At 69.6% G+C, this 12,958-nt stretch carries 17 protein-coding genes; 16 read left to right on the plus strand and 1 reads right to left on the minus strand.

The features are described from left to right. Window positions 1-235: 235 nt before the first annotated feature. From AC3A3J_RS07825 to AC3A3J_RS07855, 7 genes are all read left to right on the plus strand, one after another. Entirely contained in the window at window positions 236-598 is a 363-nt protein-coding gene (locus AC3A3J_RS07825; RefSeq protein WP_487671735.1) for a LysM peptidoglycan-binding domain-containing protein, read from the plus strand. 30 nt (window positions 599-628) lie between these two features. Continuing rightward, window positions 629-1,714, plus strand: coding sequence for a histidinol-phosphate transaminase (locus AC3A3J_RS07830; RefSeq protein WP_487671736.1), 1,086 nt, complete (start codon window positions 629-631; stop codon window positions 1,712-1,714). Further along, on the plus strand, window positions 1,711-2,328 hold the full coding sequence (gene hisB, locus AC3A3J_RS07835) for an imidazoleglycerol-phosphate dehydratase HisB (RefSeq protein WP_487671737.1): 618 nt from the start codon (window positions 1,711-1,713) through the stop codon (window positions 2,326-2,328). The genes AC3A3J_RS07830 and hisB overlap by 4 nt, the downstream gene beginning before the upstream one ends. After that, window positions 2,325-2,960 (plus strand): imidazole glycerol phosphate synthase subunit HisH, encoded by a 636-nt coding sequence (gene hisH, locus AC3A3J_RS07840; RefSeq protein ID WP_487671738.1) that lies wholly within the window; start codon window positions 2,325-2,327, stop codon window positions 2,958-2,960. The genes hisB and hisH overlap by 4 nt, the downstream gene beginning before the upstream one ends. A gap of 99 nt (window positions 2,961-3,059) precedes the next feature. Beyond that, window positions 3,060-3,806 (plus strand): bifunctional 1-(5-phosphoribosyl)-5-((5-phosphoribosylamino)methylideneamino)imidazole-4-carboxamide isomerase/phosphoribosylanthranilate isomerase PriA, encoded by a 747-nt coding sequence (gene priA / locus AC3A3J_RS07845; RefSeq protein ID WP_314650717.1) that lies wholly within the window; start codon window positions 3,060-3,062, stop codon window positions 3,804-3,806. Continuing rightward, complete coding sequence (locus AC3A3J_RS07850) at window positions 3,790-4,575, plus strand: SseB family protein (protein WP_487671739.1); 786 nt, start codon at window positions 3,790-3,792, stop codon at window positions 4,573-4,575. The genes priA and AC3A3J_RS07850 overlap by 17 nt, the downstream gene beginning before the upstream one ends. 43 nt (window positions 4,576-4,618) lie before the next feature. Then, window positions 4,619-5,026, plus strand: coding sequence for a hypothetical protein (locus AC3A3J_RS07855; protein ID WP_487671740.1), 408 nt, complete (start codon window positions 4,619-4,621; stop codon window positions 5,024-5,026). 15 nt (window positions 5,027-5,041) lie between these two features. Here the strand turns inward: AC3A3J_RS07855 and AC3A3J_RS07860 are convergent, their stop codons facing one another. Further along, window positions 5,042-5,440 carry a DUF1844 domain-containing protein gene (locus tag AC3A3J_RS07860; protein WP_314650713.1) on the minus strand — a complete coding sequence of 133 codons (399 nt, stop codon included), beginning with the start codon at window positions 5,438-5,440 and terminating at the stop codon, window positions 5,042-5,044. Between the two features lie 253 nt (window positions 5,441-5,693). Between AC3A3J_RS07860 and infC the strand changes: the two genes are divergently transcribed. From infC to AC3A3J_RS07905, 9 genes are all read left to right on the plus strand, one after another. Continuing rightward, window positions 5,694-6,320, plus strand: a complete 627-nt coding sequence (infC, locus tag AC3A3J_RS07865) for a translation initiation factor IF-3 (RefSeq protein WP_487671779.1) — start codon at window positions 5,694-5,696, stop codon at window positions 6,318-6,320. A gap of 71 nt (window positions 6,321-6,391) precedes the next feature. Next, window positions 6,392-6,586 carry a 50S ribosomal protein L35 gene (gene rpmI / locus AC3A3J_RS07870; RefSeq protein ID WP_487671741.1) on the plus strand — a complete coding sequence of 65 codons (195 nt, stop codon included), beginning with the start codon at window positions 6,392-6,394 and terminating at the stop codon, window positions 6,584-6,586. Between the two features lie 31 nt (window positions 6,587-6,617). After that, window positions 6,618-7,004, plus strand: a complete 387-nt coding sequence (rplT, locus tag AC3A3J_RS07875; protein WP_045252681.1) for a 50S ribosomal protein L20 — start codon at window positions 6,618-6,620, stop codon at window positions 7,002-7,004. Window positions 7,005-7,108: 104 nt separating this feature from the next. Continuing rightward, window positions 7,109-7,921 carry a TrmH family RNA methyltransferase gene (locus AC3A3J_RS07880; protein WP_487671742.1) on the plus strand — a complete coding sequence of 271 codons (813 nt, stop codon included), beginning with the start codon at window positions 7,109-7,111 and terminating at the stop codon, window positions 7,919-7,921. 90 nt (window positions 7,922-8,011) lie between these two features. Further along, complete coding sequence (locus tag AC3A3J_RS07885; protein WP_487671743.1) at window positions 8,012-8,683, plus strand: response regulator transcription factor; 672 nt, start codon at window positions 8,012-8,014, stop codon at window positions 8,681-8,683. A gap of 3 nt (window positions 8,684-8,686) precedes the next feature. After that, window positions 8,687-10,063, plus strand: a complete 1,377-nt coding sequence (locus AC3A3J_RS07890) for a sensor histidine kinase (protein ID WP_487671744.1) — start codon at window positions 8,687-8,689, stop codon at window positions 10,061-10,063. A gap of 8 nt (window positions 10,064-10,071) precedes the next feature. Beyond that, window positions 10,072-11,022, plus strand: a complete 951-nt coding sequence (locus tag AC3A3J_RS07895; RefSeq protein WP_487671745.1) for a TAXI family TRAP transporter solute-binding subunit — start codon at window positions 10,072-10,074, stop codon at window positions 11,020-11,022. Window positions 11,023-11,248: 226 nt separating this feature from the next. After that, a complete protein-coding gene (locus AC3A3J_RS07900) occupies window positions 11,249-11,992 on the plus strand; it encodes an amino acid ABC transporter ATP-binding protein (protein ID WP_314650702.1) in 744 nt (247 codons plus the stop codon). Window positions 11,993-12,035: 43 nt separating this feature from the next. Beyond that, entirely contained in the window at window positions 12,036-12,944 is a 909-nt protein-coding gene (locus AC3A3J_RS07905) for a glutamate ABC transporter substrate-binding protein (protein ID WP_487671746.1), read from the plus strand. Window positions 12,945-12,958: the final 14 nt, after the last annotated feature.

The raw sequence follows: 12,958 nt of genomic DNA on the forward strand, positions 1-12,958 counted from the left end.
AAACCGTATCCGAGAGGACGACGGATCTGGAAGATCTGTTCGAGCGTGTCGACGAATCCGTGCGAACGAGTTCGAAGAAAGCTTGACAGATGTTCGAATTCGAAGATACCTTCGGAACGTAGCTTCGCACCCGCCCCTCCCGGCCGAGTGGCGGATGCGAACGCTACGCCAACGTGGTCATCGCTTGCGGGCGATGACGAACTCCGGTCACCGGAGAGAGGCAGAGGAGACAGACATGAGCACGATCACCTTCCCCACCGCACCCGTCCTTCCGACCGGCGCCACGCGGCTCCGGATCACGACGCGCGGTCGTCGCGTACTGCTCGCTCTCGCCGCCCTCCCGCTCGCCGGCGGGATCGCCTTCGCCGCGCTCAGCGGCGGCGACGCCCTCGCCTCGAACGAGGCCCCCGCGGTTTCGGCCACCTTCGAGACGGTGACGGTCATGCCCGGCGACACCCTCTGGTCCATCGCGGCCGAGATCGCTCCGACCGCCGACCCCCGCGAGGTGATCGGCGAGATCACCCGCCTGAACATGCTGCAGGGCGGCGTGCTCCAGATCGGTCAGGAACTGTCGATCCCCACGGCCTACGCGGGCTGAGGCTCCTGCTCGGCGGCCTAGCATGGAGGGGTGACTTCTTCACTCGACGACCTGCCGCTCCGCGACGATCTCCGAGGCCTCACCCCCTATGGGGCTCCGCAAGCGCCGCTTCCCATCGCCCTGAACGTCAACGAGAACACGCATCCGGTTCCCGACGAGGTGGCGAGCGACATCCTCGACGACATCGCCGTGGCGCTGCGTGACGTCAACCGTTACCCCGACCGCGAGTTCACCGCGCTTCGCGAGGGCTTCGCGGAGTACCTGGGGCACGGCCTCGACGCCTCGCAGATCTGGGCGGGCAACGGCTCGAACGAGGTGCTGCAGCACATCCTCCAGGCGTTCGCCGGTCCTGGGCGTACGGTCTTCAGCTTCGCGCCGACGTACTCCATGTACCCGCTGCTCGCGCAGGGCACCGGCGCGCGGTGGGTCGCGGGTCGCCGTGAACCCGATTACACGCTCACCGCCGACGAGGCGGTCGCCCAGATCGAACAGGTCGATCCCGACGTCGTGCTGCTCTGCGCTCCCAACAACCCGACGGGCACGCCCCTCGGTCTCGACGTCGTCGAGGCGGTCTACGAGGCGACGCGCGGTGTGGTCGTCGTCGACGAGGCCTACCAGGAGTTCGCGCCGCACGACGCCCCGTCGGCGCTCACCCTGCTCGATGGACGCCCGCGGCTCGCGGTGTCGCGCACCATGAGCAAGGCGTTCGCCTTCGCGGGCGCACGCGTGGGCTATCTCGCCGCCGACCCCTCGTTCATCGACGCGCTCCGTCTCGTGCGGCTGCCGTACCACCTCAGCGCACTGACCCAGGCCGCCGCCTCGGCCGCCCTCCGCAACGCCGACGTGATGCTGGGCATGGTCGAGGAGATCGTCGCGCAGCGCGACCGCATCTCGGCGACCCTCGAGGCGCTCGGGTACACGCCGCACGACTCGTGGTCGAACTTCGTGCTCTTCGGCGGCGTCGCCGACCCGAAGCGCACGTGGCAGGAGCTGTACGACCGCGGCGTGCTCATCCGCGACGTCGGCATCCCCGGTCACCTGCGCGTGACGGCCGGCACCGAGGCCGAGACCACGGCGTTCCTCGAGGCCCTGGCCTCGATAGGATCGGAGTCATGAGCACCCCCGCCTCGACCCCGCGCACCGCGCGTCGCGTGCGCAGCACGTCGGAGTCCACCGTCGAGCTCGAGCTGAACCTCGACGGCACCGGGGAGAGCCGTATCGACACGTCGGTGCCGTTCTTCGACCACATGCTCACGGCCTTCGCGAAGCACTCGCTCACCGATCTCACCGTGCGGGCGTCCGGCGACACGGCCATTGATGCGCACCACACCGTCGAAGACATCTCGATCGTGCTCGGACAGGCCATTCGCGAGGCCCTCGGCGACAAGGCCGGCATCTCGCGCTACGGCGACGCGCTCGTGCCGCTCGACGAGGCGCTGGCGCAGGCGGTCGTCGACATCTCGGGCCGCCCGTACCTCGTGCACGAGGGGGAGCCGGCCGGGTTCGAGCACCACCTGATCGGCGGTCACTTCACGGGCTCGCTCGTGCGCCACACGTTCGAGGCGATCGCGTTCAACGCGGCCCTCACCGTCCACGTCCGCGTCCTGGGCGGGCGCGACCCCCACCACATCGCCGAGGCCGAGTACAAGGCGTTCGCCCGCGCGTTCCGCCAGGCCAAGGCCCTCGATCCGCTTGTGCAGGGCATCCCGTCGACGAAGGGCGCGTTGTGAGCCGCGCACCCCGCGTCGCGGTGTTCGACTACGAGTCGGGCAACGTGCACTCCGCCGTGAAGGCGCTCGTCGCGGCGGGTGCCGACGCGGTGCTCACCCGCGACCGTGCCGAAGCGTTGGAGGCCGACGGGCTGGTGGTGCCCGGTGTCGGTGCGTTCGCCGCGGTCCGCGACGCCCTGCGCGCGCACGGCGGCGACGAGATCATCGGCCGACGGCTCGCCGGTGGACGCCCGGTGCTCGGCATCTGCGTGGGCATGCAGGTGCTCTTCGAGCACGGTGTCGAGCGCGGGCAGGACGCCGAGGGGCTGGGGGAGTGGCCGGGAGCGGTCACCGAGCTCAACGCCCCCGTGCTGCCCCACATGGGCTGGAACACCGTCGCGCCCGGCGAGGACAGCATCCTCTTCGACGGCATCGAAGACGAGCGGTTCTACTTCGTGCACTCCTACGCGGCGCAGAAGTGGGAGCTCGACGTCATCCCGCCGTTCCCGCAGCCGGTGCTCACCTGGACGACCTACGGCGACCCGTTCCTGGCGGCCGTCGAGAACGGCCCGCTGTCGGCGACGCAGTTCCACCCCGAGAAGTCCGGCGAGGCGGGCATCCGGCTCCTCCGCAACTGGACCCGGAGTCTCTGAGGTCCGCGCGCGTCACGCGTTTTGGGGCGCGCGCCACCGCAGAGTACCCTCGATTCTCGTGCCCGCAACGGGTGCGGAACCCCCTCACCCAAGGACCCCATGAACGACTTCGCGCAGTCCCCCTCCCTCACCCTGCTTCCCGCGGTGGACGTCGCCGGCGGCAAGGCCGTGCGCCTCACGCAGGGCGAGGCCGGCACCGAGACCAGCTACGGCGACCCGGTCGACGCGGCAGGGGAGTGGGTGTCGCAGGGCGCGCAGTGGATCCACCTCGTCGACCTCGATGCGGCGTTCGGCCGCGGCACGAACGCCCCGATCCTGCGCAAGGTCATCAAGCAGTTCCGCGGCGTCTCGATCGAGCTGTCGGGCGGTATCCGCGACGACGCCACGCTCGAGGCCGCCCTCGAGAGCGGAGCCACGCGCATCAACCTCGGCACGGCCGCCCTCGAGAACCCCGAGTGGGCCGCCGACGTCATCAGCCGCTTCGGCGAGGCGATCGCCGTCGGGCTCGACGTTCGGGGCACGACCCTCGCGGCGCGCGGCTGGACCAAGGAGGGCGGTGACCTCTGGGAGGTCCTCGACCGCCTGGAGGATGCCGGATGCAGCCGTTACGTCGTGACCGACGTCACGAAGGACGGAACGCTGCGCGGCCCGAACCTCGAGCTGCTGCGCGAGGTCACCGCGCGCACTCCCAAGCCCGTCGTCGCCTCGGGCGGGATCTCGAGCCTCGACGACATCGCCGCACTCCGGGAGCTCGTGCCGCTCGGCGTCGAGGGCGCGATCGTGGGCAAGGCCCTGTACGCCGGTGCGTTCACACTGGCCGAGGCGCTGGATGTCGCCGGCGACTGACGACCACGGCGCCCCGAACGCCGGCGATTCCGCGGGCGTCCCCTGGGCGGGGCGCAGTTTCGAGGCCAACCCGCACGCCGCCGACGACGGCGCGGCCGACCCCGCACTGCTCGCCGCCCTGCAGCGATTCCGGGCCGGTGAGGGTTCCCAGGCCGAGGTCGTCGATGCCTTCCGGCACGCCCGAGTGCTCATCCCGCTGATCGCGGAGAAGGGCGAAGAGGGCGTCGCACCGAGCGGGCTGGCGGTCGACAAGACGCAGGAACTCTCGATCGTCACCGTTGCGGCACCGGACGGGCGACGGGTGCAGCCGGTGTTCTCCTCGGTCGACACCATGCGCGTCTGGGATCCGCTCGCCCGGCCCATCCCCGTCGAGGCGCTGCGCGCGGCTCTGGCGGCCTCCGCCGAGGACACCGACCTCATCGTGCTCGACCCGACGGCCGAGACCGAGTTCGTCCTCCGCCGTCCGGCGGTGTGGGCCGTCGCCCAGGGGCTGACATGGGAGCCGAGCTTCCTCTCTCCGGAGGTGTTCGCGGCTCTGCAGGAGAGTGTGGCGCACGAGCTGGCGGTGATCGACGTGTCGGTCGCGCCGGGCGATCCCGATGCCCGTCTGCGGGGTCCCGAGCTGGTCGTGGTGCTCGAACTGGTCGACGGCCTCGAGCGCGAGGTGCTCGACGCGGTGCTGGCGCGGCTCGCGCAGCGCTGGGCATCCGACGACCGCATCGCGGTGCTCGCCGACTCGCTGACCGTCAAGCTCCGCCGCAGCGTCTGACCGCCGGGCTGCGCGTCGTCGTCGTGTTGGCTACGCTCGGCTCATGACCACCCGTCGCCGTCGTGTCGCCGCGGCGGTCGGCCTTGTACTGGGCGGTGCGGTCGCGGCGCCGGGGTGCGCGGTCGCGTGCCCGGCTATCGCCTACATCAGCACCGTCGTGATCGACGCCCGCACCGTCGACGGCGTCGAGGCGATGCAGGTCTGCATCGAGAACGACTGCACGCCAGCGCCGGGGGAGGAGGCCGACCCCACGAGCATGCTCGGGGTGGATCGGCAGGACGACGGCACGTGGAGTGCGATGCTCGACATGCGCACGCCCGACAGGTTGACCGTCCGCCTCTACGACGGCACCGACCTGCTTCTGCGCGACACCGTCGAACCGGTCGACTGGACGTTCACCGGAGGGGCGTGCCCGGGGCCGGCCTTCGCCGACCCCGTGGTGCTCCGGTGACGGAGCACGGTCGGATCAGTTGACCGGACCGGTCCACTTCTCGCCCGGCCCCTTGCCGATCGGGTCGGGGATGACGGATGCCTCGCGGAACGCCAGCTGGAGCGAGCGGAGGCCGTCGCGCAGGGAACGGGCGTGCATGTCGCTGATCTCGGGGGCGCCCGCGGTGATGAGGCCGGCGAGGGCGTTGATGAGTTTGCGGGCCTCGTCGAGGTCGAGCTGAGCGGCGGCATCCGGCTCGTCGGCGAGACCGAGCTTGACGGCGGCGGCGCTCATGAGGTGCACCGCGGCAGTGGTGATGACCTCGACGGCCGGCACGTCGGCGATGTCGCGGACGGCCGACGATGCGGCCTCCTCCTGTCGTGCCCAGCGCTCCTCGCGCTCGTGGTCCGCCGCGTGGGATTCCTGGTTCGTCACTTCGCCTTGCCTTCTGTTAGACTGTGTCGGGCTCCGGAGCGTCATGCTCCGGCACGAAAGAGGATTCACTTCCCACCCGCGCTTGCCGTTCCAGGCTACCGGGTCTTGCACTCCACCGGATCCGTTCCAGAAGCGGACCGGTCGTCAGGGTGCGGAGCCGGCATCTGAACGCCGGCGGGTGGGACGACTCCGAATTCGCCCGGGATGCCGACAGCATCCTGGTGGCCGAATCCCCACGTCTAAGGAGTTCCGCATCAGCGATCCCCGCACCAATGAGCGCATCCGCGTCCCCGAGGTCCGCCTCGTCGGTCCGTCGGGTGAGCAGATCGGCGTCGTCCGCATCGAGGCGGCGCTGCGCCTTGCGCAGGAGGCCGACCTCGACCTCGTCGAGGTCGCCCCCAACTCGAAGCCGCCCGTGGTCAAGATCATGGACTATGGCAAGTTCAAGTACGAGGCCGCCCAGAAGGACAAGGAAGCTCGCCGCAACCAGGCGAACACCGTCCTCAAAGAGGTCCGCTTCCGTCTGAAGATCGAGGCGCACGACTACACGACCAAGCTCAAGCGCGCCGAGGGCTTCCTCAAGGCGGGCGACAAGGTCAAGGCTATGATCCTGTTCCGCGGTCGCGAGCAGTCGCGCCCCGAGCAGGGCGTGCGTCTGCTGCGCAAGTTCGCCGAGGACGTCGCCGAGCTCGGCACGGTCGAGTCGAACCCGACCATCGACGGCCGCAACATGGTGATGGTCGTCGCGCCGCTCAAGAGCAAGTCCGAGGCCAAGCAGGAGCAGAACGCCGCTCGTGACGCGCAGCGCGCCGCCAACAAGCAGGCCGCACGTGAGGCCAAGGGCGAGACCGGGGCTCCGGCCGCGGCCGCGGCGGAGTGATCCGCCCCACCGACTCCCGCACTGCGGGTTGACACCGTCGCCTGAGAAGGCGCCATACGAAGGAAGAGAAGATGCCGAAGCAGAAGACCCACTCGGGTGCGAAAAAGCGCTTCAAGCTCACCGGTAGCGGAAAGCTGAAGAAGCAGCAGGCCGGTATGCGCCACAACCTCGAGCACAAGTCGAGCCGCCGCACCCGTCGCCTCAACCAGGACCAGGTTCTGTCGAAGGCAGACGCCAAGGTCGCGAACAAGCTTCTCGGTCGCTGACGCGCCGACGCACGAATAGGAACACAGGAAAATGGCAAGAGTCAAGCGGGCGGTCAACGCCCACAAGAAGCGCCGGGTCATCCTCGAGCGCGCCTCCGGCTACCGCGGCCAGCGTTCGCGCCTCTACCGCAAGGCCAAGGAGCAGGTCATCCACTCCCTGGTCTACTCGTACCGGGACCGTCGCAAGCGCAAGGGCGACTTCCGTCGTCTGTGGATCCAGCGCATCAACGCTGCGGCTCGCCAGAACGGCATCACGTACAACCGCTTCATCCAGGGCCTGGGCCTGGCCGGCGTGACGGTCGACCGTCGCATGCTCGCCGACCTCGCGGTCAACGACGCGGCGACGTTCACGACGCTCGTCGAGACGGCCAAGAAGGCGCTGCCTTCCGACGTCAACGCGCCGAAGTCGGCCGCGTAAGCAGCTGCATCCCACGATGGGCGCTCTCCTCCGGGAGGGCGCCCATTGTCGTTCCCGGTGCTGTCGTCGCATCCGACGGGCACTCTGCTCCTACACTGAGAGACGTGCTGGAGAACCCCCGTTCCCCCCGAGTCCGTGCCGTGGCGAAGCTGACGAAGCGCAGCGCGCGCACCGAGACCGGGCTGTTCCTCCTCGAGGGCCCTCAGGCCGTGCGAGAGGCGTTGACCTACCGCCCCGAGGCCATCGCCGAGATCTTCGCCACACCCGCCGGGTGGGAGAAGCATCCCGACATCCGTGCGAAGGCGGCGGATGCCGACATCGCCGTCGAGCACGTCACCGAGTACGTGCTGAACGCCATGGCCGACACGGTGACGCCCCAGGGTCTGGTCGCCGTCGTGCAGCAGACGCCGAGCTCGGTGCGCGACGTGTTCGCCGGGTCGCCCCGTCTCGTGGCGATCTGCCACGAGGTGCGCGACCCCGGCAATCTGGGCACGATCATCCGCGCCGCCGACGCCTCGGGAGCGGATGCCGTGGTGCTCACCGGCCATACGGTCGACCCGTACAACCCCAAGGTCGTCCGCGCGACGACCGGCTCGCTGTTCCACCTGCCCGTCTCGGTCGGGGGCGAGTTGTCCGATGTGCTGGCTCGCGCCCAGGAGGCCGGATTGCGGGTTCTCGCGGCAGACGTGAAGGGCGACGACCTGCTCGCCGCCCGCGCCGACGGCGTGCTGACCGAGCCGACGGCCTGGCTGTTCGGCAACGAGGCGCGCGGCCTCGAGGACGACGCCCTGCAGCTGGCCGACCAGGTGCTGCGGTTGCCCATCTTCGGTCGAGCCGAGTCGCTCAACCTCGCGACCGCCGCGAGCGTGTGCCTCTACGAGAGCGCGTTCGCGCAGCGGGCTGCCGCTCAGAGCTGACGCCGCCGCCGCCCCGGGACCGTGGGAGCGGTGCGCCGGCTGGTAGTTTTGCACCCTGCCGGTCGCCGGCGACCGAGAGAGAGGACCGGGATGCGCATCCTGATCGTGGAGGACGACGACCGCGTCGCCGCCGCGCTCGATGCGTTCCTCGCACGGTCCGGCTATGCGACGGTCCGCGCCTCCGACGGCGTCGAAGCGATGGCGCTGCTCGGGGCCGACACCGAGGTGGTGCTGCTCGACCTCGGTCTGCCGGACGTCGACGGCATCGATCTCTGTCGACGCATCCGTGGGCGCTCCGAGGTGCCGATCGTCATCGTGACCGCGCGCAGTCAGGTCGCCGAGCGCATCAAGGGACTGCGGGCCGGAGCCGACGATTTCGTCGTCAAGCCGTACGACGTGCACGAGCTGCTCGCGCGCATCGAAGCCGTCACGCGCCGCACCCGTCCGGTGCGGCCGGAGTCGGAGGGCGTCGTGACGATCCAGGCGGGCGCGGTCGAGATCGACCTCGTGAGCCGTCAGGTGCGCATCGAGGGCTCGGCGGTCGAACTCACGCCGAAGGAGTTCGACATCGTCGCCGTGCTGGCCCGCTATCCGGGGGTGGCTGTGCCGAAGGACCGCCTCATCCGCGAGGTGTGGAACACCGATTGGCGGGGGTTCGCGCACTCGCTGGAGGTGCACGTCGGCGCCATCCGCAGGAAGACCGGCACCCACCGCATCATCGACACGGTCCGAGGGGTCGGGTACCGGCTCATGGGGTCGTGAACCATGCGCACGCGTCTCGTCGTCGTGTTCCTCGTGCCGCTCGTCGCGATCCTGCTGTCGCTGGGGGGTGCGGCCGGCTGGAGCGCCTCACGCAGCATCCAGCAGGCCGTCTTCACACAGCAGCTCGGCGACCTGGGGTATTTCGTGACGAGTGCCAGGCAGGCGCTGCGCACCGACACCCGGGCCGTCGTCGAGGGTGAGGCGCGGCGCTTCGCCGACGTGTACGGCATCGAGGTCGCCGTCTTCGATCTCGCGGGGTCGGTGTGGGCGTCCGGCGGGGGAGACGACCGCGTGCTGACCGAGGGAGAGGCCGAGCAGCTGCGTCTGGCCCTGTCCGGACGACGCGCGGAGGCCCCGGAGGCGGTGTTCCCGTGGGAGTTCTCCGAGACGACCATGGTCGAACCGGTCTTCGACGACGGCGATGTGATCGGTGCGGTGATGATCTCGACACCGCTGGATGCGCCGCGCACGGCGATCCTCCAGCAGCTGCTGATCCTGGGTGCCGTGGGCGTGGTGTCTGTGGCGTTGGGCGTGCTGCTCGTGATGCGTCTCGCCGGGTGGGTGCTGGCTCCCGTGCGGCGTCTCGACGAGGCGATGGTCGCCATCGAGCGCGGCGAGATGGATGCCCGGGTGGTCGACGACACCGGCCCCCCGGAGCTGCGTCGCATGACGCGGGTGTTCAACGGCATGGCGGGCGAGATCGAGCGCGTGCTCGCCCGACAGCAGGAGTTCGCCTTGAACGCCTCGCACGAGTTGCGCAACCCGCTCAACGCGCTCCTGTTGCGCGTCGAGCATCTTGCGACGGGTCTCGGCGACGACTGGCGCGACGATGTGGAGGAGACGCGTGAAGAGGGGCGTCGCATGACCCGCATCCTCGAGACCCTGCTCGGGTTGGCGCGAAGCGGGAGAGCCGACTCCCTGCTCGCCGCCGTCGATCTGTCGACGCTCGTCGAACGACGTGTCGACGCCTGGCGGGAGGTGGCGGGCCCGCGCGGTATCTCGTTCCGTCGCTCCGGCCCCGCGGGAGTGATGTGCGTGACGGATCGCACCATCGTCGAGAGCGCGCTCGACGCCGTGATCGACAACGCGGTGAAGTTCTCGCCGGCCGGCGGGGTGATCGAGTTGTCGGTCGAGGAGGACGGGGATGTGCGGCGCCTCGGCGTGCGCGACCACGGACCCGGTCTCTCGGATGACGAGGTCGCCTCTGCGACCGAGCGATTCTGGCGCAGTTCTGCGACCGACGAGACGCCCGGCTCGGGCCTCGGGCTCGCGATCGCGACCGACCTGCTGGAGTCCGTCGGGGGAGAGCTGCGGGTGTCCAGTCCGGCCGACGGCGGACTGCGGGTCACGCTCGTCGTGCGGAACGGGGTGTTCGAGTGATGCGGCGGATGCGGACGGTGTCGGCGGCGGTCGTGGCGATGCTCCTCGTCCTCGCGGTGAGCGGATGCGCCCCTCGTGCGTCCGAGTGGGCCGACGTTCCCGCGGTCATCGCGGGCGGCAGCGCCACCGGGGTGTACTACGACTACGGCAGCCGTCTCGCCGATGAGCTGTCGGGTGCCCTCGACGTCGACGCCTCGGTCGACGAGACCGAGGGCTCGGTCGACAACCTGCGACGCGTCGCCGCGGGCGAGGCCCTGCTCGGCTTCGCCCAGGGTGACGCGGCGGCGGACGCCGTCGCCGGTCGCGGGGCGTTCCCGGAGCCGCTCGACATCCGCGCCGCCGCGCGGCTGTACGACGAGTACGTGCACGTCGTGGTGCGCGAAGACGCCGAGATCAACGGTATCGGCGGTCTCGCCGGACGGGTGGTGTCGCTCGGGGCGGTCGGCTCGGGAGTGAACGTGATCGCGACGCGCATCCTCACGGCGGCGGGGGTCGATCCCGGCGAGGTGCGCAACCCGCAGCTCGACCTGCGGGAGTCGATCGATGCCCTGCAGGGCGGTGAGATCGACGGCTTCTTCTGGGTGGGTGGTCTGCCCACCCCCGGGATCGAGGACCTTTCGGGGGAGGTTCCGCTGCGCCTCCTCCCGATCGAGCAGGAGTGGGTCAACGCGGTGAATGCGCAGTACTCCGACGCGTACCGGTCGTCGGATTTCCCGGCGGGGGTCTACGCGCTCGACTCCTCGGTGCCCACCATGGCCGTGCCCAACTATCTCGTCGTCTCGTCGGATGCTCCGGACGCGGTCGTGCGCGACGTGCTGGAGGTGCTGTTCGAGGCGCGCACACGGATGGCGGCGGAACTCCCCGCGGCGGCACTGCTGGGCCGACGGCAGGCCATCTTCACCGAGCCGGTCGAGCTGCACCCCGGGGCGGTCGAGTACTACCGCGACGAGCGCGGCTGAGGCCGCGCGCCGCCGTTCCCGGCCGCCCGGTAACACCCGTGTTACGACCCTCAAGAAATCCTCAAGAAGTCTGACACCGCGGGAACGCTCTGGGATCGTGAGGTCGGTCGCGCATGATTCGACGACGAACAATGATGCCCGTGGGGACGGGTGGCGCGCATACTGAACCCACCGGGGACGAGCCCCGATCGAGCATTGCCGACGACCTGGCGAGTTTGGAGAGAACATGACCGGTCAGCCCCTTGTCGTGGTCGAGAACGTGCAGAAGCACTACGGAGACTTCCAGGCACTCACCGACATCGACCTCGCGGTCAACGCCGGCGAGGTCGTGGTGGTGATCGGCCCGTCCGGGTCGGGCAAGTCCACCCTGTGCCGCACCATCAACCGCCTCGAGACGATCACCAGCGGCAGCATCCGCATCGACGGCAAGGAGCTGCCCGCCGAGGGCCGCGGTCTCGCGACGCTGCGCGCAGACGTCGGGATGGTCTTCCAGTCGTTCAACCTGTTCGCCCACCTCACGATCCTCGAGAACGTGACGCTCGGCCCGATCAAGGTGCGCGGCCTGAAGAAGGCCGACGCCGAGCGCGAGGCCATGGAGCTGCTCGAGCGCGTCGGAGTGGCGAAGCAGGCGTCGAAGCTGCCCGCCCAGCTCTCGGGCGGCCAGCAGCAGCGCGTCGCCATCGCGCGGGCGCTCGCGATGCACCCGAAGGTCATGCTCTTCGACGAGCCCACCAGCGCCCTCGACCCCGAGATGATCAACGAGGTCCTCGACGTGATGGTGGAGCTCGCCCAGGAGGGCATGACGATGATCGTCGTCACGCACGAGATGGGCTTCGCCCGCAAGGCGGCCGACCGGGTGGTGTTCATGGCCGACGGGCGGATCGTCGAGGAGGCGACGCCCGAGGAGTTCTTCACCCACCCCAAGAGCGACCGGGCGAAGGACTTCCTGTCGAAGCTCCTGACCCACTGATCATCCACAGACCCGCACCACACAGCACATCAAGGAGATGCACATGCGACGCACACGCACACTGGCAGGGATCGGGATCGCGGCAGCCGCACTGCTCGCGCTGACCGCCTGCAACAGCGGCACCCCGTCGAACCCCGGCGGCGACGCCGGCGGTGACGCAGGCGAGGACAGCACCTGGTTCGAGGTCGCCTCGGACGTCACCGTCGACGGCAGCCCCACGTTCGAGCGCATCACCGACCGCGACAAGGTCGTCGTCGGTGTCAAGGAGGACCAGCCGGGTCTGGGCTACCTCGACGTCACGTCGGGCGAGCGCACGGGCTTCGACGTCGACATCGCGCGGTGGATCGCCGCGTCGCTCGGCTACGACGAGGACAAGATCGAGTTCAAGCCGATCGCCTCCGCCAACCGCGAGCAGGCGATCGTGAACGGCGACATCGACTACTACGTCGGCACCTACTCGATCAACGACAAGCGCAAGGAGCAGATCGACTTCGCCGGCCCGTACTTCATCACCGGCCAGGGCCTGCTCGTCGCGGCCGACGCCGAAGAGGCCGACAAGCTCGAGGACTTCAACGGCAAGACCGTCTGCTCGGCGACCGGCTCCACCCCGATCCAGAACATCAAGGCGAACTTCCCCGACATCAAGACCCAGGAGTACGACCTGTACTCCGCCTGCGTGCAGGACCTGATCGACGGCAAGGTCGACGCGGTCACCACCGACCAGGCCATCCTGATCGGCTACGCGGCGCAGTACCCGGACGACGTCAAGGTCACCGGCGGCCTCTTCACCGAGGAGCGCTACGGTGTGGGCCTCGAGAAGGGCGACGACGCGCTGCGCGCGCACATCAACGATCTCTTCACCGAGAACCCCGACATCTGGCAGGCGATCTTCGACAAGAACCTCGGTTCGAGCGGCATCGAGGTCGAGCAGCCCGAGGTCGACGCGTACTGATCTGATCCCGTCAT

This window comes from Microbacterium sp. Soil_N32, from assembly GCF_057655505.1.

Bases quoted from the DNA above. Each gene is read 5' to 3' on its own strand.
- AC3A3J_RS07900 (WP_314650702.1), top strand. From the start codon at position 11,249: ATGACCGGTCAGCCCCTTGTCGTGGTCGAGAACGTGCAGAAGCACTAC.
- AC3A3J_RS07895 (WP_487671745.1), top strand. From the start codon at position 10,072: ATGCGGACGGTGTCGGCGGCGGTCGTGGCGATGCTCCTCGTCCTCGCG.
- AC3A3J_RS07825 (WP_487671735.1), top strand. From the start codon at position 236: ATGAGCACGATCACCTTCCCCACCGCACCCGTCCTTCCGACCGGCGCC.
- rplT (WP_045252681.1), top strand. From the start codon at position 6,618: ATGGCAAGAGTCAAGCGGGCGGTCAACGCCCACAAGAAGCGCCGGGTC.
- AC3A3J_RS07890 (WP_487671744.1), top strand. From the start codon at position 8,687: ATGCGCACGCGTCTCGTCGTCGTGTTCCTCGTGCCGCTCGTCGCGATC.
- AC3A3J_RS07885 (WP_487671743.1), top strand. From the start codon at position 8,012: ATGCGCATCCTGATCGTGGAGGACGACGACCGCGTCGCCGCCGCGCTC.
- hisB (WP_487671737.1), top strand. From the start codon at position 1,711: ATGAGCACCCCCGCCTCGACCCCGCGCACCGCGCGTCGCGTGCGCAGC.
- priA (WP_314650717.1), top strand. From the start codon at position 3,060: ATGAACGACTTCGCGCAGTCCCCCTCCCTCACCCTGCTTCCCGCGGTG.
- rpmI (WP_487671741.1), top strand. From the start codon at position 6,392: ATGCCGAAGCAGAAGACCCACTCGGGTGCGAAAAAGCGCTTCAAGCTC.
- AC3A3J_RS07855 (WP_487671740.1), top strand. From the start codon at position 4,619: ATGACCACCCGTCGCCGTCGTGTCGCCGCGGCGGTCGGCCTTGTACTG.
- AC3A3J_RS07905 (WP_487671746.1), top strand. From the start codon at position 12,036: ATGCGACGCACACGCACACTGGCAGGGATCGGGATCGCGGCAGCCGCA.
- AC3A3J_RS07850 (WP_487671739.1), top strand. From the start codon at position 3,790: ATGTCGCCGGCGACTGACGACCACGGCGCCCCGAACGCCGGCGATTCC.